The sequence below is a fragment of the Paenarthrobacter sp. NPDC057355 genome (assembly GCF_042667405.1).
Classification (GTDB): domain Bacteria; phylum Actinomycetota; class Actinomycetes; order Actinomycetales; family Micrococcaceae; genus Arthrobacter.
In genome coordinates this window covers 94375-115583 of sequence record NZ_JBHVAL010000016.1, presented here as the reverse complement: position 1 = coordinate 115583, position 21209 = coordinate 94375, and the positions used below count along the sequence as shown (strand labels likewise).

Annotated in this window: 20 protein-coding genes; 10 read left to right on the top strand and 10 right to left on the bottom strand. The window is 64.5% G+C overall.

All coding sequences use genetic code 11. The features are described 5' to 3' along the window. Window positions 1-57: 57 nt before the first annotated feature. Window positions 58-2352 (bottom strand): maltose alpha-D-glucosyltransferase, encoded by a 2295-nt coding sequence (gene treS, locus ACFUOZ_RS16600; RefSeq protein WP_377550086.1) that lies wholly within the window; start codon window positions 2350-2352, stop codon window positions 58-60. Between the two features lie 314 nt (window positions 2353-2666). Here treS and ACFUOZ_RS16595 point away from each other — a divergent pair, with 314 nt between their 5' ends. The 3 genes from ACFUOZ_RS16595 to ACFUOZ_RS16585 all read left to right on the top strand — a co-directional run bounded on the left by ACFUOZ_RS16595 (window position 2667) and on the right by ACFUOZ_RS16585 (window position 5858). Beyond that, window positions 2667-3635: an NAD-dependent epimerase/dehydratase family protein gene (locus ACFUOZ_RS16595; protein WP_377550084.1), complete on the top strand. Its 969-nt coding sequence runs from the start codon at window positions 2667-2669 to the stop codon at window positions 3633-3635. Window positions 3636-3639: 4 nt separating this feature from the next. Beyond that, window positions 3640-4959, top strand: coding sequence for an LssY C-terminal domain-containing protein (locus ACFUOZ_RS16590; protein ID WP_377550082.1), 1320 nt, complete (start codon window positions 3640-3642; stop codon window positions 4957-4959). Between the two features lie 140 nt (window positions 4960-5099). Then, window positions 5100-5858, top strand: coding sequence for a polyprenol monophosphomannose synthase (locus tag ACFUOZ_RS16585; RefSeq protein ID WP_377550080.1), 759 nt, complete (start codon window positions 5100-5102; stop codon window positions 5856-5858). Window positions 5859-5984: 126 nt separating this feature from the next. Here the strand turns inward: ACFUOZ_RS16585 and ACFUOZ_RS16580 are convergent, their stop codons facing one another. Genes ACFUOZ_RS16580 through ACFUOZ_RS16570 form a run of 3 tightly spaced genes read right to left on the bottom strand, consistent with a single transcriptional unit; the run spans window position 5985 to window position 8159 of the window. Further along, window positions 5985-6389 (bottom strand): RidA family protein, encoded by a 405-nt coding sequence (locus ACFUOZ_RS16580; RefSeq protein ID WP_024818727.1) that lies wholly within the window; start codon window positions 6387-6389, stop codon window positions 5985-5987. Further along, window positions 6386-7192 (bottom strand): IclR family transcriptional regulator, encoded by an 807-nt coding sequence (locus tag ACFUOZ_RS16575; RefSeq protein WP_377550077.1) that lies wholly within the window; start codon window positions 7190-7192, stop codon window positions 6386-6388. Before ACFUOZ_RS16575 ends, ACFUOZ_RS16580 begins: the two co-directional genes overlap by 4 nt. Further along, a complete protein-coding gene (locus tag ACFUOZ_RS16570) occupies window positions 7152-8159 on the bottom strand; it encodes a sugar kinase (RefSeq protein ID WP_377550075.1) in 1008 nt (335 codons plus the stop codon). The genes ACFUOZ_RS16575 and ACFUOZ_RS16570 overlap by 41 nt, the downstream gene beginning before the upstream one ends. 167 nt (window positions 8160-8326) lie before the next feature. On the opposite strand from ACFUOZ_RS16570, the gene ACFUOZ_RS16565 reads away from it, so the two are divergent. The 4 genes from ACFUOZ_RS16565 to ACFUOZ_RS16550 are packed head-to-tail and all read left to right on the top strand — an operon-like array spanning window position 8327 to window position 13318. After that, complete coding sequence (locus ACFUOZ_RS16565) at window positions 8327-9625, top strand: alanine racemase (RefSeq protein WP_377550073.1); 1299 nt, start codon at window positions 8327-8329, stop codon at window positions 9623-9625. Between the two features lie 8 nt (window positions 9626-9633). Next, window positions 9634-11271, top strand: a complete 1638-nt coding sequence (locus ACFUOZ_RS16560; RefSeq protein ID WP_377550071.1) for an amidohydrolase family protein — start codon at window positions 9634-9636, stop codon at window positions 11269-11271. Next, window positions 11268-11903, top strand: coding sequence for a bifunctional 4-hydroxy-2-oxoglutarate aldolase/2-dehydro-3-deoxy-phosphogluconate aldolase (locus ACFUOZ_RS16555; protein ID WP_377550069.1), 636 nt, complete (start codon window positions 11268-11270; stop codon window positions 11901-11903). Before ACFUOZ_RS16560 ends, ACFUOZ_RS16555 begins: the two co-directional genes overlap by 4 nt. Before the next feature lie 23 nt (window positions 11904-11926). Further along, entirely contained in the window at window positions 11927-13318 is a 1392-nt protein-coding gene (locus ACFUOZ_RS16550; RefSeq protein ID WP_377550067.1) for a GntP family permease, read from the top strand. 294 nt (window positions 13319-13612) lie between these two features. Here the strand turns inward: ACFUOZ_RS16550 and ACFUOZ_RS16545 are convergent, their stop codons facing one another. The 3 genes from ACFUOZ_RS16545 to ACFUOZ_RS16535 all read right to left on the bottom strand — a co-directional run bounded on the left by ACFUOZ_RS16545 (window position 13613) and on the right by ACFUOZ_RS16535 (window position 17053). Then, window positions 13613-14119 (bottom strand): universal stress protein, encoded by a 507-nt coding sequence (locus tag ACFUOZ_RS16545; protein WP_377550065.1) that lies wholly within the window; start codon window positions 14117-14119, stop codon window positions 13613-13615. Window positions 14120-14219: 100 nt separating this feature from the next. Continuing rightward, entirely contained in the window at window positions 14220-14564 is a 345-nt protein-coding gene (locus tag ACFUOZ_RS16540) for a CU044_2847 family protein (protein ID WP_377550063.1), read from the bottom strand. Further along, window positions 14561-17053, bottom strand: a complete 2493-nt coding sequence (locus ACFUOZ_RS16535; protein WP_377550061.1) for a CHAT domain-containing protein — start codon at window positions 17051-17053, stop codon at window positions 14561-14563. The genes ACFUOZ_RS16540 and ACFUOZ_RS16535 overlap by 4 nt, the downstream gene beginning before the upstream one ends. 175 nt (window positions 17054-17228) lie before the next feature. Here ACFUOZ_RS16535 and ACFUOZ_RS16530 point away from each other — a divergent pair, with 175 nt between their 5' ends. Next, on the top strand, window positions 17229-17429 hold the full coding sequence (locus ACFUOZ_RS16530) for a hypothetical protein (RefSeq protein ID WP_377550097.1): 201 nt from the start codon (window positions 17229-17231) through the stop codon (window positions 17427-17429). A 7-nt stretch (window positions 17430-17436) separates the two neighbouring features. Here ACFUOZ_RS16530 and ACFUOZ_RS16525 read toward each other — a convergent pair whose 3' ends face one another. Together ACFUOZ_RS16525 and ACFUOZ_RS16520 are read right to left on the bottom strand one after the other, a co-directional pair. After that, window positions 17437-18471, bottom strand: coding sequence for an LLM class flavin-dependent oxidoreductase (locus ACFUOZ_RS16525; protein ID WP_377550059.1), 1035 nt, complete (start codon window positions 18469-18471; stop codon window positions 17437-17439). A 105-nt stretch (window positions 18472-18576) separates the two neighbouring features. Then, window positions 18577-18924, bottom strand: coding sequence for a hypothetical protein (locus ACFUOZ_RS16520; protein ID WP_377550095.1), 348 nt, complete (start codon window positions 18922-18924; stop codon window positions 18577-18579). A 185-nt stretch (window positions 18925-19109) separates the two neighbouring features. On the opposite strand from ACFUOZ_RS16520, the gene ACFUOZ_RS16515 reads away from it, so the two are divergent. Next, the gene (locus ACFUOZ_RS16515) at window positions 19110-20033 is read left to right on the top strand and encodes a LysR family transcriptional regulator (protein ID WP_377550093.1); all 924 of its coding nucleotides are present in this window, start codon (window positions 19110-19112) and stop codon (window positions 20031-20033) included. 68 nt (window positions 20034-20101) lie between these two features. Then, window positions 20102-20422: a hypothetical protein gene (locus ACFUOZ_RS16510; RefSeq protein WP_377550057.1), complete on the top strand. Its 321-nt coding sequence runs from the start codon at window positions 20102-20104 to the stop codon at window positions 20420-20422. Here ACFUOZ_RS16510 and ACFUOZ_RS16505 read toward each other — a convergent pair. Beyond that, window positions 20419-21198 (bottom strand): isocitrate lyase/phosphoenolpyruvate mutase family protein, encoded by a 780-nt coding sequence (locus tag ACFUOZ_RS16505; protein WP_377550055.1) that lies wholly within the window; start codon window positions 21196-21198, stop codon window positions 20419-20421. The two genes, ACFUOZ_RS16510 and ACFUOZ_RS16505, sit on opposite strands and share 4 nt — an antisense overlap. Window positions 21199-21209 lie beyond the last annotated feature (11 nt).

The following is a 21209-nucleotide window of genomic DNA, read 5'->3' as shown; positions in this document are numbered from 1 at the left end:
GGTTAATGGCAATGTTTCCCGGAAACATTGCCATTAACTGCCAACTCGCGGAACGGTCTACTCGGTGACCTCGTCCTCCACCGGGTCCTTCAGCACCAGGGCCGTGCCCTGGAAGGCGCGAAGTTCCAGGAAGAAGCTGCCCAGATCGTCCACCTGCCCCACATCCTCGCGGCTGAACAGATCATGGACCGTCGCGCCAGGCACCAGGTGCGCGGACTGGACGCTGCCGGCAATGTCCTGGTCGGAGAAGTTCAGGACCGTCACCTGGATGGCTCCGTCGGCGAGCTGGTTGACCATCACCAGCAGGCCGCGGTTGGAAACGTCCGGAATGTCCAGCAGGGTGCTGGTGGCGATCCCGGACTCTTCCCGCACTGTGAGGATCTTCTGGAGGCGCCGGGCGTAGGAATTCTCATCCTTGAGCTGATCCGGCAACGGGCCATAAAGACTGCGCGCCCGGGGCATACCGGCCAAGGACGTGGTGGCATCCGGGCTGGTGCCCATGAGGTCGTGGGCTCCGCGGTTGATCCAACGGGTATCGCCCTGCGACGTCAGCTCGCCGACGGTCCCTCGATCCAGCGCGATGATGCCGGTGAGGTCCCATCCGGAGAGGGCGAAAACACCGGGCTGCAGCGCGTTGTACATGGACAGCAGGATGTGGACGTCCAACACCTGCGCTTCCTGCTCGGGCGTAATGGCCTCCGGGTCCTTGATGCCCAAAGTGGCCATGATGAAGCTCGCAGTGGTGCAGGCTATGCCGTTGGTGGTGAAGAGGGCGTTGTACGGGCCGTTTTCGCCGGTCAGGCGCTCGCGCAGGGTCTGCTGGACCTTCTCCGCTACCTCTGCGCCGGTCAGTTCCTCACCGCCCAGTTCGAAAATGTCATCCCGGTGTCCGGCTGCGAAGTGCAGGAGCTCGTAGGTCAGCTCGTCGTGGTTCTGGAGTGCGTGGACCAGGGATGCCTGGTCCACTCCGATTTCCATGGCGAGCTTCAGGGTCAGCCGGAGGAACTCGGTATCGCCCGTGACCAGGGAGTAGTGGTACGCCGGGCGGGTGATGAAGTCGTAGGAAAGGTCCGCACCGGCCTCGGACTGGGCCTTGATGTCGTCGATGGTGAGGTTCAGTTCCTGGAAGGAGAACCCGCCAACCTTGCGGATCATGGACCCGATCAGCTGGTTGGCGGCCTCGGACAGGGGATGCCCTTCGGACCAGCCCGGCTGTTCCTCAGCGCTCTTCTCGACGCCCAGGAATCCGTTGGCGTCCAGGCGCAGGGCACCGGTGCCAAGGTCCAGCAAAGAGTGCAGGGCATCGCCCACCACCAGGCGCATTCCGGCGAAGGTAGGGTCCAGCCAGTTGATGGACGGCTGCCCGGCCTTGAAGTAGTGCAGGTAGACCCAACGGCGGACCTTGCCCGTGGTGTCCGCGACGGCACGGGTGGCACTCCAGTTGGTTTCCTTCACCCCGGGTTCGTAGAAGATCACGCGCTGCAGCCGGCCGATGATGTACCCCGCTTGTTGCAGTGCCTGTTCGGCTTCAGGGCTGAGGTTCACCGAGTCCTTGCCCTCGGGAACGTCCGGAAGCAGATGCCAGTCCTCCTCGGGAATATCCACCATGTGATAGATGCCGGGGTAGTCGCGGAAGTTCATCTCGGCGAGCCGGAAGTCGGCGCCTTTGCCCGTGTGCCCGGGGACAATGTCATCGATCACCGTGCCATCGTGCTCGGCGGCGATCTCGCACATCTGGCGGAACTCCTCTTCCGTGCCGAACGCGGAGTCGATCGCCATGCTGATGCGGTCAAAGTGCCCGTCGACGCTGGGGGTCTGCGACCAGCCGCTGATGCCGCCAGCCAGTTTCACGGGGCCTGTGTGAAGGCCGCGGATTCCGATTTCACGGAAGGCTTTCCATAGTTCGGGATCACCCAGCGCCGACAGGAACGACTGGTTCTCCCGCGTGATGTAGGACAACGGGTACGCCGTGAACCACACGGGCGCCTTCTCCACGGCGGCCCTCGGGTTAGGCCGGGCGTAGGCGTTCTGCCACATGCTGGCCTGGCCCGAAAGCTGCCTGGCCATGGTGTTCGCGTCGCCGAGCATGGATTGGTTTCTCAACCAGTCCACATACGTCTTGTTGAGGCCGTCGAATTCAAGGGACGGCCGCGCGGCAAAAAACTGACGACGGCGGGCGATCGGCCTTAGCGCTTTGGGCCGGGCGGGGTAGAACTGCTCGTCAAAGGTGATTTCCGGGGATTCCGTAGCGGTTTCCTCGGTTTCCTGCGGCTCTGCCTGTGCTTCTTCCAGTGTTTCGGCTGGACCAGCGCTGACTTCTGCCGCGCTTTCGTTGACTACAGGCTCCCGCACAGCATTCTCCTTTACGTGGCCGCCGCATCAGCGCCGACCGTCCGAGGGGTCATTCAACAGGTCACGTACCCGGGAGTACCCGGCGTAATCATGCTAAGCATCCTTGGCAGCTGTTTGTCGACCTCAAGGAGAAGTGAGTCATGCGTTTGGCCGATGAGACCCGCCCCGCCCAGTTCGCTGGAGCAATGCGTGTTCGTGTGGAAATTTGCAGGGGCTTCGGGTAGGTTCCAGCGAGCTCGGCGTTATGGGCGCGTTCGTCGGCAAGCCCGGCTACTCTGGAACTCCCAGCTCTACCCAAGAGATGAAGGGAAGCCATGAAAATCGTTGTCATCGGCGGCAGTGGCCACATCGGCTCGTTCCTTGTGCCCAGGCTTGTCCGTGGTGGGCACGAGGTGATCAACGTCAGCCGGGGAACCAGCACCCCCTACACGGATGCGCCCGAGTGGCAGCAGGTCCTCCAGATGACAGCGGACCGTGGGCAGGAGGACCAGGCGGGCACCTTCGGCGACCGGATAGCGGGACTGGGCGCCGACGTCGTGGTTGACTTGCTGTGCTTCACGCTTGACTCGGCAACCGCGCTGGTAAGCCGGATCCGCGGCGAGGTGGGACATCTCCTGCACTGTGGATCCATTTGGCGCTACGGCGCCAGCATCAAGTTGCCAATAGCGGAAGGCTCCTCTTCCGCCGTCGAACCCATCGACGAGTACGGCATCCAGAAGCGCGACATCGCCCGCATGCTCAAGGACGAGACGGCTTCCGGCGGGCTGGTCACAACGTCGCTGCACCCCGGCCACATTGTGGGTCCCGGTTGGCATCCGGTGGGGCCTTTGGGGAACTTCGATCCCTCTGTCTGGCAGAAGATCTCCGCTGGGCAGACAGTGGAAATGCCCGGGAGCGGCACGGAATTGATGCACCACGTCCATGCAGACGACGTCGCCCAGGCGTTCGAGAAGGCGATCCAGCGTCGCGAGGCGGCAGGCGGCGAAGACTTCAACATCGTCGCCCCGACGGCTTTGAGCGTACGGGGTTTTGCGGGGATTGCTGCTTCCTGGTTCGGCCAGGAACCGCAGTTTGAATCGGTGGGGTGGGAGGAATTCCGCCGGATCACCCCTGACGAGCATGCGGACGCGAGCTGGGCGCATCTGTCCCGCAACCACTGCCTGACCATAGAGAAAGCCAAGTCGCTGTTGGGCTATGCGCCGCGATATAAACCGGAGCAGGCTGTTCATGAGTCCGTCCAGTGGCTCATCGACAACAAACAACTCAGCGTCGCCGGGAGTTAGACCCGTGTACAAGGCACCGACCAGGGAAGTGACCGACACTTGGCTGGATCACGCCTTTTTCATCCTGGGCGGGGCCGCTTCGGTGTGGCTGGCTTTCCTGTTGGTGGGGGAGAGCTTCCATTTGGGCTGGGGCCAGTTGTGGTTCTACTTCTTCTTTTGGGCGTTCCTGGCCTACCTGCTCCTGCCTCGCCTCCACCGCATCCTCACCTCCATCTACGTTCCCGGCTACTTCATCGGACGGGCCCGGACCAGCGACGGGCTCCTGGGCGACCCCGTGAACGTTGCGTTGCTCGGCCACGAACCGCAAATCCACGCCATCATGCGTGCCGCGGGATGGACACAAGCGGACGACGTCACCCTCGGCAGCAGCCGCCGCATAATCAGCTCCACCATCTTCCGGCGCAGCTACTCCGAGGCTCCGGTCAGCCCGCTCTATCTCTTCGACCGGCAGCAGGACTTCGCCTACCAGCAGGAAGTGGACAACAATCCGGGCAAGCGCCACCACGTCCGCTTCTGGCGCTGCCCGGACGGCTGGCTCCTTCCTGGCGGACACAAGGTGGACTGGCTCGCCGCCGGAACCTACGACCGCAGCGTCGGATTCTCGCTCTTCACCCTCCAGATCACGCACAAGATCGAGCAGAATACCGACGTTGAGCGGGACCACATCGTGCGGACGGTGTCCGACGCCGAGCCTGCTGTGACGGTTCAGGTCATCAAGGATTTCTCCACCGGATACCACTCACGTAACGGCGGTGGGGACTCAATTTCAACCGACGGCGACCTCCCCATCATCGATGCGCGCCAGGTACCCGTCCCGGCGAACCAGCCTTCCCGCGCAACGGACAGCCGCGACAGGCGCCCGGCCCCCACCACGATGGGCGCCGCCCTGGTTGTGGCCCGGTCCATCGCGGCTTTCGTCCTCGCCTTGACTCTTTTGACCTCCTCAGAGGTGTTCACGGAACTCACCACCGACGGCGACCCCCTTGACCCACAAACCACGACGGCGGTGGTCACCTTCATCGCCGTGGTGGTCCTGCTGTTCGGGCTGGGTGAGATTTTCCTGGCCTGGCGGATTTTCCTTGGCAGCAATGGTGCCCGCGTGATCGCGATGGGGTTGAGTTCCGTCTCCGTGGTGGTGCAGGCGATTGACTACTTCACGGGAAGCGCCAACATCACCCTGGAGGCCGGCCTTGCGGGTCTGGCTACGGACATCCTGGTGCTCCTGGCACTGTCCAGCCAACGTGCCCGGGTGTACGCAAAACGGCAGCGGGTTCCTGCGGTTCCGCCAACATTTGCCCCGAAGCGCCTGCAAGCTGAACGCTGACCGGGGCTCAAAGTAGGTCGTGGCGGTACGGACTTCCAGCTTGGATCAATAGACTGGCCCTGCCCGGAGGCTGCTCATACTGCGCTTCACACTGCGCTGAGCCCCGGTGATCATCGAATACCGAATTGGGGACCCACGTCTTGACTGCTGTACATCCGAAAATCACTGTTGTTGTGCCCACCTACAACGAGCGGGAGAACCTGCCGGTCCTCGTCGCCCAACTTCAAGCACTGGCCATTCCACAACTCCACGTGCTTGTTGTTGACGACAATTCACCCGACGGGACAGGGTCGGTGGCAGATCAGCTGGCAGCAGGCTCCCGGGGCGCGGTGTCCGTCCTCCACCGGAAAGAAAAGGACGGACTGGGCCGGGCGTACGTGGCCGGAATGACCCAAGCACTGGACACTGATGCCGACGTCATCATCCAAATGGACGCCGATTTGTCCCACCCCGTCTCTGCCATCCCCATCATGCTTGACCGGGTCGGGACTTCCGGGGCCGCGCTTGTGATCGGTTCGCGCTACGTCCAGGGCGGGTCCACGGCTGCGGAGTGGCCGTGGCACCGGAAGGCACTCTCGGCCTGGGCGAACTTCTACGTGGGAGTGATCCTGGGCTTGAAAGTCAAAGATGCGACGGCGGGATACAAGGCCTGGACTGCGTCCGCCCTGCGACAGATAGATGTGGCGTCGATCCACAGTGACGGCTACTCATTCCAGGTCGAGATGAACTACCGGGCAGCCCGGCATGGCCTCACCATCATGGAGGTTCCCATCCATTTTGAGGAGCGCGTGGAAGGGGCCTCCAAGATGAATCTCCGCGAGCAGCTTGAGTCGGCGCTCACCCCGTGGAAGCTCCGCTTCCGCAAGGCAGAAGCACCTGACCGGGTGACCACCTCTTAACGGCTCGACGGCGGCACTCGTGGTGAGTGCCGCCGTCGGACGTGTCCCTAAGTGCGTGAGCGATCGGCTCAAGCGGTAGGGATGTGCGTGAGCGTTGGGCTCAAGCGGTAGGGATGTGCGCGAGCGTCAGGCGGTGACGGCCAGGGCGTCGATCTCCACCAGCATGACCTCGTGCGGGAGGTCCACGAACACCGTAGTGCGGCTGGGCAGCAGGCCGCTGGGGACGTTCTCGCGGATGAATTCGCCGTAGACCTCGTTCATGGCGGCGAAGTCGTCGCGGGTGGTGAGGTAGACGCGGAACATCAGGACGTCTTCAACGGAGGAGCCGCCTGCTTCGAGGATGGCCTTGACGTTCTCCAGGGTGCGGCGGGTCTGGACGCGGACGTCGCCCTCGCCGATGTACTGGTTGGTGGCCGGGTCCATGGGGCCCTGGCCGGACACCTGGAACATGCCGCCCTTCTTGATGCCCTGGGAAAATACGTGTGCCGGGGCGGGGGCGTTTTCGGTGAGTACTACGGTCTTCTCGCTCATGCGGGGTTCCTTTCGTGGCTGATCCAGCCGAGGTCGTTGGAGATGGCCTCGGTGCTGGCTTTGAGATCGGGCAGCAGCTCAAGCAGACCTTCATAGCTGAGCATCACTACCGGTACCGAACAAGAGGCTGCGGCAACAACGGCGCCGCTGGCATCGCGGATGGGGGCCGCGATGCAGTGCACGAAAGCTTCGTGCTCGGCGTTGTCGTGCGCCCAGCCTTGTTCCTTGACCAGCTCCAGCTCCGCCAGGAGGGCAGAGGGCGAGGTCAGGGTGTTTTCGGTGACTTTGACGTAGTCCAACCCCGCGGCGATCTTTTCCTGCCGGCTCCGCGGCATGTCGGCGAGGAGGACTTTGGACACAGCGGCCGAGTGCAGCGATGCAGTCAGGCCGATGCGCGAGTACATGCGGACGGGGTGGTGGGACTCGAACTTGTCGATATAGACCACCTCGTTCCCTTCAAAGGCGGCCAGGTGCACGGTGTGCCCCGTGCGGCCGTTCAGCTCGGCCAGGTGCGGGTGGGCGACCTTGCGGATATCCCGCTGTTCCAGGGCCAAGGACGAGAGTTCAAAGAGCTTGGAGCCCAGCATGAAGCGCTGATCGTCGTCCCGGACCACAAGCCGCTTCTCCTCGAGGGCGTGCAGGAGGCGCATCACGGTGGTTTTGTGCACGGAGGCCTTGGAAGACAGTTCATCCAAGGTGGCTGGCTTCGCGGCGAGTTCGCCAAGCAGGTCGATGGCCCGCAGGAGGCTTTGGCTCAAGGTGTCACGCTCCGGTTCCGGTGTTGAATTGTCCGTCTTCAACATGGATAGCAGCCCAATCGCCATCCGAAGAATCGAGGATCGCGGCGAGCTCCGCGGCGGGAGGCAGGGGGCCTCGGTCGCCGTGGACAGTGAGCGTGCAGGCTGCGGCAACATGGCCACGTCGGAGGCTCGCCTTCTGGCCCAGCCCGTAGAGCAGGCCGCTGAGGTAGCCGGCGGCGAAGGAGTCACCCGCGCCCACAGGCTCGACGACGGCGACGGACAATGCGGGCACTTCTTCCCGGGTGCCACTGCGGTCCAGGGCAATCGCGCTGATCGCCTCGTTCTTGATGACCAGCACCTGGGGATCCGGCATGAGGCGGCGGAGTTCAGTTTCATCGGTGGTTCCGAAGGCGTGCTCGGCCTCGTCTTTTCCAACCAGCACGACGTCGGCCAGGTTCGCCAGCCGCTGCAGGACGCCGCGATCCTGTCCTGCCCAAAGGGCTGCCCGCCAGTTGACGTCGAAGCTGATGATGCGGCCGTCCCTGGGTGTGGTGAGCAAGGCTTCGAGGAGGGAAAGGCATTCCGGCGAGAGCGCGGCCGTGATTCCGCTGAGGTGGATCAGCGAGGCCTTCTCCAGCATGGCAGCAACAGCGGGGTTGGAGAGTGTGTCCCGTCCCATGGCCGAGGCCGCGGATCCTTGCCGGTAGTACAGGACTGAACTGCCGCCGTCGGGGTCTGACTCCTGGGCTGGGACCTTCACGTAGAGGCCAGTGGGTCGCTCAGCGTCGAGCTCAACTCCGGAGACGCCCACACCATGCTCGCGGAGGTCGTTGAGGATGCGGGTGCCGAAGCCGTCGTGGCCCACCCGGCTGACCCAGTGCGTCTCCAGGCCCATCGCGGCAAGACCCATGGCGACGTTGGACTCCGCGCCCCCGATTCCGCAGTGAAGCTCGGAGGCCAGGTGCAGCGGAACGGCTTGGGTGGGCGTCAGCATCGCCATCGTTTCGCCGACACATACAGCTGAAAGCACTCGTTCTCCCATGGTTCGCGCGCTTCGCAGCGGCCTTGACTCTCGATCCGCCACCATGTTAGACATATCACCATCAGGTTTGCAACCAGCGTTGCAAAATACGCAACGCAACACAAGCAGCCCACAACGCAGCTTCAACGCCGCAGCACCGCGAAGGGAATCAACGCGTGGACACTTCCAAAGCAATCTCGGCAACCGCCGTGGGATCCTTGGCCGACCGCCGGCTCGACTGGCATCACAAGGCCATCCCCGCCGCTGCCAACGGGACCACGCATGCACAATTCCTCGACGAAAAGCACACGCTCGCGGACCTCCAGACTCCGCTGCTCACGCTCGACGCGCAGGCCTTGGATGCCAATGCGGATCGGCTCGCCCAGTGGTGCGCGGGGAAGGGCGTGCTGCTCGCTCCCCACGGCAAGACCACCATGTCCCCGCAGCTCTGGGCCGAGCAGCTCAAGCGCGGCGCGTGGGGCATCACCTTGGCCAACTTCGCGCAGCTTCGCGTGGCCCGGGAATTCGGTGTGCAAAACCTGCAGCTGGCCAACAGCCTCACCGATCCGCATGCCATCCAGTGGGTCGCCGGCCAGGACTCCACCATCCTGTCCTGGGTCGACTCAACGGAGACAGTCGCCGTGATCGAGCAGACGCTCGCCGGCACCGACTCGGTACTCGATGTCCTGGTGGAACTCGGTGCGCACGGTGGCCGGACCGGTGCCCGCGGCGTTGAGGCCGCGCTGGACGTGGCCCGGGCCGTGCACGCCGCGCAGCACCTCCGCTTGGTGGGCGTCAGCGGCTACGAAGGCTCGCTCGCGCACACAGCGGACGACGCCGGCCTGGCCGCCGTCCGGGGCTACCTCGCCGACATGCGGCTGCTCCACGAGGAACTCCTCGCGGCTGGGTTATACGGCGCGGCGTCAGTGTTTATTACCGCCGGCGGCAGTGCCTACTTCGACGATGTAGTGACCGTCCTTGCCCCGACCATCAGCGCCGGCGCCGAAACCGGAGGGCCGTCAGTTGATTTGATGATCCGCAGCGGCGCCTACATCATCCACGACGACGGCTTCTACCGCGGTATCTCGCCGTTCTCCCGGGCTGGCGATCAGCCGTTCCATGCAGGAATGTACGGTTGGGCGCGCGTCGTTTCGCAGCCGGAGCCGGGCCTGGCGATCCTCGACGCCGGCAAGCGCGACCTTCCCTTCGACGAAGGCCTTCCCGAGCCACAACTCATCGGCCCAGTGCTCGGCGGAGCCATGGAAGCGTTGGCCGGCGCGGAGATCACCTCCGTCAACGACCAGCACTCCTTCATGACCTTCGACCCCCAAACCACCACTGTCCGCCCCGGCGACGTGGTCCGGCTGGGCCTGTCCCACCCCTGCACGGCGTTCGACAAGTGGACGCTCATCCCGGTCCTCGCCGACACCAACAGTGACCAGACCGTCATCGACCTCATCCACACCTTCTTCTAGGACTACCCATGAAGACCCTCATCAGCAACGCCACCCTGGTGGACGGAACCGGAGCAGGACGCCGTGCTGCGGACGTCCTGCTGGACGGCGCGGTGATTGCCGCCGTCGTCGACGCCGGCAGCCTCACCGCGGCGGACGCGGACCGCATCATCGACGCCACGGGCTTGGTCCTGAGCCCGGGGTTCATCGACATGCACGCCCACTCGGACCTGCAATTGTTGGTCAACAAGGACCACTACGCCAAGCTCAGCCAGGGCGTCACCACGGAATTGCTCGGGCAGGACGGGCTTTCCTACGCCCCCGTGGACGACGCGACGCTGGCAGGCGTCCGGGAGAAGATCGCGGGTTGGAACGACAACCCGGCCGGCTTTGACTGGAACTGGCGGACCGTGGGGGAGTACCTCGACCGATTGGACACCGAGGATGAGGCCGGTCGCATCGCCACCAACGCCGCCTACCTCGTGCCGCAGGGAACCGTCCGCGCGATGGTGATGGGCTTCGCCGAGGGTGACCCGACACCGGAGCAACAGCAGCAGATGCAGGACGTCGTCCGGACCGCCATGGAGGAAGGCGCCGTGGGCATGAGCTCCGGGCTGACCTACACGCCGGGAATGTACGCGCAGACCGAGGAGCTCGCCGGACTGTGCCGCGTTGTTGGCGAACTTGGCGGCTTCTACGCACCCCACCACCGTTCCTACGGCAAGGGCGCCCTGGGCGCCTACGCCGAAATGATCGGACTCAGCCGCGACACCGGTTGCGCCCTTCACCTCTCCCACGCCACCATGAACTTCGCCGAAAACAAGGGCCGCGCCGGGGAACTGCTGGACCTGATCGATGAAGCGCTGGAGCAGGGCGTGGACATCACCCTGGACACCTACCCCTACCTCCCGGGCGCCACCACGCTCTCGGCGATCCTGCCCAGTTGGGCGTCGTCCGGCGGAACTGAAGCCACCTTGGCCCGCCTGGCCGACCCCGAAACCCGCGCCCGTATCAGGGAAGCCGTGGAAATCTACGGCTCCGACGGCTGCCATGGCGTAGTGGCCGAATGGGAAACCCTGGAAATCAGCGGCGTGCAGAACCCGGCGCTCACGGGATACGTGGGCAGGACCATCAAGGAGATTGCCGCGGAAAACGGGCAGGAACCCTTCGAGGTGTTTGCCGGCATCCTCACCGAAGACCGCCTCGGCACCGGCATCCTCCAGCACGTAGGCCACGAGGAAAACGTCCAGGCCATCATGAAGCACCGCACGCACACCGGCGGCAGCGATGGATTGCTGGTGGGGGCCAAGCCGCACCCCCGCGCCTGGGGCACGTTCCCGCGCTACCTCGGCCACTACTCACGCGACCTCGGGCTCCTCAGCCTCGAAGAAATGGTCCACCACCTCAGTGGCAGGCCTGCCGCCCGACTCAAGCTCCACAACAGGGGACTGGTCCGCGAGGGGTTCGCCGCCGACGTCGTACTTTTCAATCCGGAAACCGTCCGCGATACCGCCACGTTCCAGAATCCCCGCCAGGCCGCCAGCGGCATCCAGTACGTGTTCGTCAACGGCACGGCAGCGATCGACGGCGGCCAACCCACCGGAGCGCGCGCCGGCCGTGCCCTCCGCCGCCACAGCGATGGCCTCACCAGAGAAGGACAACAATGACCCCCCAGGAATTCGTCCAGCAGCTCGAAACCGACCGCACGCTTGCAGTGGTCCGGGCTCCCTCCATCACCGACGCCGCGGACCTGTGCCGGGCGTTGGCCGAGGGCGGCATCCGCAGCGTGGAGCTGACGTTCACCACGCCCGATGCTCTCAAGCATGTCCAGCGCGCGGCGGAGACCGCAACGGACCATGGTGCCGCCGTCGGAATCGGCACGGTGATGACCGCGGACCAAGCCCGCGCAGCCATCGACGCCGGTGCCCAGTTCCTGGTGACACCCGGACTCCGGCCCGAAGTCGCGGCAGTTGCTGCCGCGGCCGGCATCCCGTTCAGCCTCGGCGCGATGACGCCCACGGAAGTGGCTCAAGCGCTGGACCTTGGCTCGGACGTCGTCAAGATCTTCCCCGCCCGACAGCTCGGACCGGCGTACCTGAAGGATCTGCAGGGGCCCTACCCGGGCATCCGGCTGCTTCCTTCCGGGGGCATCGACGCCTCAAACGCCAAGAGCTACCTCGACGCCGGTGCTGCCGCAGTCTGCTGCGGCACCAGCGTCGTCCCGCCCGCGGCAGTCGCCGCCGGCGATTGGGCAGACATCGCGGCCCGCGCCGCAGCCTTCACCAGCACCCTCAAGTAGGACTCACCCAGAAAGAAACGCCCATGAATGAATTTCTTGAATGGCTGCGGCACGACACCGCCGGCCTGCTCCTCCTGGCAGGCGCGGGCATCGCGTTGCTGCTGTTCCTGATCATCAAGGTCAAGCTCGAACCGTTCATCGCCCTGGTGGGAACCGGTGTGATCGTGGCACTGGTTGGTGGCATCTCGGTGGAGGCCCTGGTGGGGTCGGCCACGAAGAGCAGCGACGCCCTCATTGAGAAGGGCTTCGCCGGCATCCTTGGCCACATCACCGTGATCATCGGCCTTGGTACCGTTCTGGGTGCCATCCTGGAACGGTCCGGTGGTGCCGAAGTCCTGCTTGGCAGGCTGGTGAAGATCTTCGGCGAGAAGGGCACGCCGCTTGCGATGGGCATCACCGGCTTCGTGCTGGGTATCCCGGTGTTCTTCGACATCGGCATCTTCGTACTGGCGCCGTTGGTCTACGTCGCTGCGATCCGTGGCGGCAAGTCGCTGGCGCTTTATGCCCTGCCGCTGCTGGCCGGTTTGTCCGTGACCCACGCCTTCCTTCCACCGCACCCCGGACCCGTCGCCGCTGCAGGCCTGTTCCACGTGGACCTCGGCTGGATCATCCTCATGGGCCTCATCTGCGGTATCCCTGCCTGGTTCGCGTCCGGTATCTTGTGGGGCACCTGGATTGGCAAGCGCGTGATGGTCTCCGTTCCGGAAGACCGGATTGTTCCCGAAGCCGAGGAAGCGAAGGGCCACGAGCCGTCCATCGGCATTGTCCTGCTTGCCATCGGCCTGCCAATGATCCTCATCCTGGGTGGCACGTTCGGCAACATCTTCGCCCCTCCCGGTGCTTTCCGTGACGTCCTCCAGTTCTTCGGCAACCCGGCCATCGCGCTAACCGTGGCCGTACTGCTGGCCATGTGGCTGCTGGGCATCCGCCGCGGCATGACCTCTGCGGAGCTCAGCGAAATCACGGGCTCGTCGCTGCGGCCGGTGGGCATGATCCTGCTGGTGGTTGGTGCCGGTGCGTTCTTCGGTGCTGTCCTCTCCGCCACCGGTGTTGGCAAGGCCGTTGCTGACTCACTGTCCCAAGCCGGCCTGCCTATCATCCTGTCCGCCTTCGTGATCAGTGCAGGCATGCGTATCGCCCAGGGTTCGGCCACTGTGGCGATCGTGACCACGGGCGGCATCCTCGCGCCGAGCCTGGCCTCGGGCTACACCCAGCCGCAGTTGGCACTGATCGTGGTGGCCATCTCCTCGGGCTCGATCATTGCCAGCCACGTCAACGACGGCGGTTTCTGGATCATCTCCAAGTACTTCAACATGTCCGTCAAGGACACCCTGAAGACGTGGACCGTGCTGGAGACGGTGTTGTCCATTGTTGGCTTCGGAATGGCGGCCCTGCTGTACACCTTCGTCAGGTGACCTTCCGGCACCCACGCCGGGTGCCGTCGTCGTGAGCTTGTACCGTCACGACCCACATTGAAATCCAGAACGGCCTCGACACGCCTGCAGCAAGGCGTGTCGGGGCCGTTTCCTGCGTCAAAGAAGGTGGTGGCGGCACGGTTCGGAGCCGCGCTTAAACAAAGAGCTCCGGAGTGCGTTATTGGGGGATACGCACTCCGGAGCGGTCTTTGGACAGGCGCTTTCGCTTCCTGCACTCATCACTCTACGTGGCATGGGAGCCCATTGCCACCACCTTGAATAAGTACTTTCGCTTTAGTTTTTCCTGGCCGCTTCGTGGCGCTTTTTCTGGGGCACGATCAGGACCGGGCGACGCTGGTGATGACTGAGCCAGGCAGCCACGGAACCGTTGAGGGCCTCGGAAATGCGGTGTCCCAGGCCAGGTTCCGGTGAGCCCACAATGATCATGGAGGCGTTGATGTCCGAGGCCAGTCGGCCCAAGGCCCGGGCGGGGTCGCCGGCGAGCAGCCGCAGGGTCCAATCGGCGCTGCCGCCGTCCATTGCTTCCGCGATCACCTTGCCAAGGTCTCCTCGGACGGCATCCAGCTCGGCGTCATCTTTCTCCGGATGGAGCGACATCCGGTGGGTTTCACGGGCCGGATCCCACTCCACCAGGTAGCTGGCTTCGTCCACGTAGGCGCAGACCAGCGGAACACCGAGTCGCTCGGCGAGGGTCCGGGCGGTCTGCAGCACTTCCACGTGCTGGTCCGGAAGGACGCCCACCACCAGTGGGATGGGGCCGCTGAAATCCTCTTCGGCCATACCCTTATTGTTGCGCCGCGGGGGGCTGTTGAACAGGCCGTTTGCTACCCAACTGAGTAACAGATAACGCTCCACCCAAGCCTCATTGGGACATGTGCTGTTACTCAGTTGGGGCGGGCTTGTTCCACGTCAGCCGGACCTTGAAGTTGGAGGCAGTGCTGGCCGAGGCTATGAAGGCCCCCGCCTCCGCATGAAGGTCGATCCCGAACTCCACACTGAGCTCATCCGGACGGTTTTCCAGGCTCAGGAGTTCGTCGATCACGCCCTGCACCGCCGGCCGGACGTGCGCCAGAGCCCGCTCGAAGGTTTGCTGGGCCCTCGCGAAAACCCCGGAGTGATCGGCTGCGTGGTCGCCACCCCTGGTCACCAGGCTCCCGGCGCCGCTGGCCACCTCCACAACTACCGTGCCGCCGTCGTCGGTGCTGAATTCAACCAGCCTGCTCATCTCCCGGTCCTTTCTGCTGAACCTGCACGCAGGCGGCGGGCGGCCAACACGAACCCCACGCCGGCCGCACACAACACCAGAAGCTGTATCAAGGCAAAGTACGCGTGGGTCCGGTACCAGGACTCAAGGAACACTCCCTTGTCCTGGACCCAGACCAGCGGCACTGACACGGTGGGCCACAGCAGGAGCCATCCCATCAGCCTGGATTCCCCGGCACGCAGCGCGAGGACCCCCGCCCACAAACCGAAGCCCGCGTGCACGAAACTGAACACGACGCTTGTCAGTTCCACGGCGTAATTCAGGCCTGACAACCCAAAGACCGCACCGGACACGATCAATCCGGCCATCACCAGCCGGCCCATGACGCTGCGATCAGGAAGGCCTGCGACGGCCAGCAGCAGGTACCCCAAGGGCGCGACCAGGCCGTAGACGATCCGGAGCGAGGCATCGCCGCCGCTCTCGTACCAGTAGTTGTCATCCAGCCACAGGAAGTAGACGGCAAACCCCACTCCCAGGCCTCCCGCCACCGCCAGTGCGACTCCGCCCCACGCGAGGGGAACGGGATTGAGCGGCGGCGCCTTCGAGGCGGCCGGTCGCGGTTGGGTGACGGCGGGACCGGAACCGCCAACGTTCGACGCCGGGACTCCGGCCAGTGGCGCGGCGCGCGGTGGCGTGGGGCTCGGGTTGGACGTTGGGCTTGTGCCCGCAGGGGGAGTCCGGGGTGGTGGCGGTGGTTGATAGACAGCGGTGTAGGAACCCCGGACTTCGGTGCTGTCAGTTCCGGAGTTTGCCGGTGCGGCGGGTTCCTTTGGCTTGGCTTTCTCGATTTCGGCCCGGGCTGCAGTTGCGAGGCCACCGGGATCCGCCGACGCCGGGTCCACTGAAGCCAGCTCACGGGAGACGTCGAGGACTGCCTGCCACGAGCCCTGCGATGAGTGATACCGCAGTTTACCTTCCAGATCGGAGAGACGCTGCTTCCTTTCGCAGTCATGTTTCCGCGCCGAGGCATCGGGATACTCGGGGTCGTCCAGGACCAGGGCGAACCCGTCCGCTGCCGCCAGCCAGTCCCCGGATTCTTCCGCTTGGCGGGCCTCGCGATAGATTCGGGCCAGTTCCATCCGTTGGCGCGCGGTGTCGCGTTGATTGGCTGCGTCCCGGTAGCCGGGTTCCAACGTGAGGAGGTCCTCAAAGAGTTCGACGGCTTGATCGAATCGCCGCGCCCGCAGTTCCGCGGTTGCCTGCACGTACAACGCCCTCAACTGGGCGCGCTTCATGGCTTGGTCTGTATTCGTTTGTGTACTTGCAGCGGCCGGTACCGCAGCCTGGCCGCCCAAGGTCGCGGCCGCCGTCGTGCTTTCAACAGAAGCCGGTACGCGCGGTGCGCCCTTCAAGGTGAAGAGTTGCGTGGATCCGCCCCGGACGTAGAGGGCCGGGGTGACCCATTCGAGTGTCCCGTCGGGGCTGGCCATCACCGAGATCCGGCCTATGCGGGCGGCCTCGTCAACCGTCCGGCCGTTGGCTATTGCGGCGTAGAAGCCGTGGGAGAACGCGATTGCGGCGGAGTCGCTGATGGCGAACTGCATCGCGGCGACGGCGCCGATTCCGCTGCGGACAAGGGCCGAGGCGGTACCGGAGAAGAGGTCGGTCTGGCCCATCTCGCCCGAGGAGCACGAGTTCAGCACCACCAGCCGCGGGCGCGGGGCAGCGACACTGAGCAACGCCATCAAACGCACGGCGCGGACCATGGCAGCACGGCCGTCCTGTCCCACCAGGGCTATGCGCCCCTCGTCCGTCCGGGAGTCATAGTCGCCGTGGCCAACAAAGTGGACCACGTGCCAAGGGCCCGCGAGGAGCATGGACTGCACGTCATCCCAGGTGCCGCTCCTGGTCCACACCAGTTCAACACGGCCCTCGGACGCCGGTCCCTCGAGGGCCCTGCTCAGATGATCCTTCTCGGCTTCGACGTCCAAGGCCGGCAGATCCCGGGGTGAGGCCACGATGCCGAGGATGCGCAATGGCGGGGCCACGTCCAAGGGATTGAGGTTGTAATCCGGGGCGGGGACATGCCGCAGCAAGGGCTCGGTTTGGCAAAGATAGGTCTCGGTTTCAGGGTCGAACAGGGTTTCCCATGGCATGGTCGCCAACTCGGGGGCAGCCAGCCGGAGGACAACCCTGAGCTGCTGGCCCGCGTGCTGGGCAGCGCCCAGGCTGGCCCGGTACGTGCCGTAAACCTCGCGGGTGAAGAGAGCCTGGAACAGTTCCTGGCCGACTTCGCGGACGGCCACCTCCGCTACCGGAAGCGTTCGGCGGGCGGCGACGGCGGAAGCCAGGACTGTCGCTTCGAGCTGGGGAAGTCGGTCAATGATCCCGTCCACGTCCAGGGTGAAGTTGCCGGACGCGTGTCCGCCCGCCGGCGCGCGCACCACGTGCACCGTATATTCGCCGCGTGCAGAGCCGGTATCGATTTCCAGCTCGATGTCACAGTCCATCGCGGGTCCCTTGTGCGACGGGCGGCCCGGCGGCCGGAAACAGCATGCCGGAGTGCCCTTAGGACTAGATTGGCCCTACATCCGGCTGCTTACAAGGCTTATCGGTGGGCCCTTGAAGACGCCCCGGCCCCGGCCTACCGTTAATTCGACGGATCCGACGGAAGGTGGTCCCACGGTGGAAATCTACATGTGGTGGCTTGATCTGCACCTGGACAGCAAGGAATGGCTTCGCGAGAACCTACGGGTGGAAGAACTGCCACTGCAGGTCCTGCAGCATATCGCCGAGGCCGGTGGACCCCATCCTGACAAAGTCAGCGGCGTACTGACCTCGGACGATTGGGACTTCATACAGACCCAGTCGGAGTTCGTGGACTGACTAGTCCTTACTTCACGGGTGCCCAGCCCAGTGCCGGCCCCAACTTTTCTGCGATGTCCGTGAGGATCTGGACGTAATCCTCGTGCTCGAAACTGAACGGCAAGGCGAACGCCACCTCGTCCACCTCTTGGAAGCCCAGGTGTGCGTACAGTTGTTCGGCGATCTCTTCGCTGCTGCCAATGAGGTCCTGCGCAAACATCATGCGCTTTGGTCCTTGGGGTGAGCTGGTGCGGGGTGTGCGCTCATGGACGTAGCGCTGGTACTTTTCCCGCTGCGCGCTTGACGCGGAATCCGTGGGGATCACCACCAGGCCCTGGGAAACCCTCGCCGGGCTGTGGCCGGCAGTTGCCGCGGCGTCCCGGAACGCACGGATTTGGCGTTGCTGGACGGCGGCGAAATCAGGTTCCTCATCCGGTCCGGGGAACACGACGCTGCTGGAGAGCAGGTTGAAGCCGTTTTCCCCGGCCCATGTTGCCGACTTCAGGCTCGCCGCTCCGTACCATAGCCGTTCCCGCAAGCCGGGAGAGTGCGGTTCCACACGGTTCGAAAACTCCTCCACCACGCCCTGTTTGCCCGAAAACTCCCGCACCTTCTCCCCCGCGACCAGCCGGGCGAACCGGTCCACGCGGGCGTAGCTGAAGTCCTCAGCATCTGAAGACTCCGGGTACAGCTCGTGTTTCACGGTGTCGTAGTGCATCGGCTCGCCCACGCTGACACCCGGATTGACCCGGCCCCCGCTGAGCAGGTCCACCGTTGCCAGGTCTTCGGCAAGGCGCAGGGGGTTTTCCCAGCCCAGAGGCGTCACTGCCGTGCCCAGTTCAATCCGGGACGTCCGTTGGCTGGCCGCTGCCATCACCGCAACGGGCGACGAGATGCCGAACTGCAGGTGGCGGTGCCGCAACCAGGCACTGTCGAATCCCAGGCGCTCGCCCAGTTCGATGATCTCCAAGGTTGACCGGTGGCCCGCCGCAGGATCCGCCGGGTCAAACAGCCCGATGGTAAGGAATCCGAGCTTGCGGAGCGGGCTGTCTGGGGCGGGCATGGCTTCCTTCTCTGTCGGCGGCGCTTATGGCCCAGCCTATGCGCTGGTTCTTACGACGACGACGGGAGGTTACCTAGTGTGTTCGGGCGCCCTTCGAGCAGCCGGTTACGCGCAGTTCGCCACCGGTGCGGGGCGGGGAATGACAGGCACGGTGCCCGTGTCCGTAGTGACGTAGGCCGGGACGACGATCGGTTCTGCTTCAACCACGGCATCGGGTTGCTTGTTGCGCATGCGCAGCAGGGCAACAGCCGAGATCAGGAACCACGCGACGTTGGTGGCCACCGAGGGCCAGGCCCCGTGGAGTGTGCCGTTGATGATGAACGCGCAGGAGCCGAAAAGGTTCGCGGCCTGGAACGTAGTGCCCGGCTTGATCCAGCCCATGGACACCGTCATGTAGGCGCAAAGCATCGCTGCAGCACCGGCCCAACCGGTAATTTCCCAGAGCAGCTCCATCAGGCGTCCTCTCATGTCCGGGCAGCCGGCACCTAGGGCCGGATGACGTATATCTTCAGGGGTATTCCTGCTGAGTGCAGGGACCGCATCTTCAGAGTGAAGTGCGGCTATGAACTAAATTCTGAGGGATGTCTACGTTTAGTTCAATTGCATTATTCTGAAGACCGTATTTAGAATCTCTGAACATAGAGATGGACCCTCGTCGGCTGCTTGTCCTCCTTGCTGTTGCCCGCACCGGAGGGGTCCTTGCGGCTGCCGATGAGCTGCGGATTACGCCGTCGGCAGTGTCCCAGCAGCTCACCAAATTGGAGAGCGAGGCAGGCCAGGCGTTGCTTCTCCGAACTCCAAAAGGTTCCGTGCTGACACCGGCCGGATTGGCGATGGCGGAGGCGGGCGAAGAGATAGAGCGGGCACTGAACGTTGCGCGATCCCGGATGCAGGGACAGGCCGAGGTTGCCGGTGTGGTGCGGGTGGGCGGATTCACCAGCTTCATGCGGACGGTAGTAATTCCGCGTCTTCCTGAATGGCGCATCCAGTACCCCCAGCTCCAGATCCAGCTGGTTGAGGACAGCTTCCCTGCGTTGATGCGGCTTTTCCGCCAGCGCCAGCTGGACGCCGTGGTGGTCGAACACGATTCGACCACGTCGGAGCAACGCCCGCTTGCGGCCGGAATGGTGGAAGAACCCCTGCTGGACGAACCGTGGAAGCTGGTAGTGCCTGGGGGTTCGCTCCTCACCACCGACAACCTCGACCTGAGCCGCTTGCCACTTCCGTGGTTGGGGGTTGAACCTTCCGCAGCCAACGTTGCCGTGCTCGGGCGCCTTCGCCATTCGACTGGGGCCCATATCGAGACGATTCATCAGTACCATGACACCCTCACGGCCCTGGCGCTGGTAGCGGCCGGAGAGGGCGTCGCAATCGTGCCCACGCTGGCCTTGACGGGGGTGGTCCAGGATCAGGTGGACATCCTGGATGTCCCTGGGCTTGGCACAAGGCACATCGCCTTACGTCGGTTCGACCGACGGCGGCCAACGAGCCTTCCCCTGGACACGGTGGCCCGCCTCCTGCGGGAATCGGCGGCTGCGTTTGATACGCGGTCCACTTCCTGACGGGTCCGGTTGGACTGTCAGCCCACCGGATGTCCATGGGAGCAGTGCGTTTCCCCGGGCGCGACCTCATGACCTTGAATGCACGTCCGTTCGGGCGGCTGGTGATCATCATGGCGCCGTATGAAAATGCTGCTCCCGGTTCCCTCCACGCCGGAGTCTTCGCGCCTCAGCCACTCGCCGAAGCGGGTCCTGTGTTCTTTGCTTTCACTGTGGTGATCCGGTTTTTCGTGCCGGAATGGACCTTTGGCCATGGCAATCACGCCCCTTCCGACAGGTTCTGCAGCCATCAGCACGATAATTTTAGGATCATCCCGGCAGCACTGAAAGAGCTGGTTGGAAGACAGTCCCGGCCCGCCCGCAGCGAGCGGGCCGGGACTGCTTTGCCCTAGTTCAGCGCTGGGGTGTCGGTCGGGATAACGCCGGAACCGTACAGGTCGGAGGCCAGGTCCTGGAGAGCGCGAAGGGCCACCCGCTGGGTGAACGGGCCGTAGGACACACGGGCTACGCCGAGTTCCTGGAGTTCTGCCGCCGGTAAGGCTCCCGGAGCGCCGATCACGGAGAGTTTGCCGTGGCCGAGGCCCTCAACGAGGGGCTCGATGGTCTCACGGTTCAGTGCGCCCGGCACAAAAACCAGAGCGGCACCGGCGTCGAGGAAGGCGCGGCCCCTCGCGATGGCGTCCTCGATGCTTTCCTTGACCGGCCTGTCACCGCCGCGGACGATCGCGTCAGTGCGGGCGTTCAGTTGGAAAGCAATGCCCTCGGCGTTCGCGGCGCCAATGATTGCCTTCACGCGGGCAACTGCTTCGTCGAACGGCCGCAGGCGGTCCTCGACATTGGCGCCCACGACTCCGATGCCAATAGCGCGCCGGATGGTTTCGGCCGGGTCTTCATATCCGTCGTCGAGATCTGCCGTGACCGGGAGGTCCACAGCCTTGACGATCCTCTCCACGCCGTCCAGTGCCACGTCCAAAGGCATGGTTCCGTCTTTGTAGCCGAGGGCCGCGGCGATGGAGTGTCCAGCGGTGGCGATGGCCTTTGTCTGGGGGAGTGCCGCCACGGCGTGTGCACTGACGGCGTCCCAAACATTGACGACACTCAGGATCTCGGGCGCCTCATGAAGGGCCTTCAATTGTTCCGCGCGGGCTGCGGTGCTTGCTTCTGTCATGGTTGTCTCCG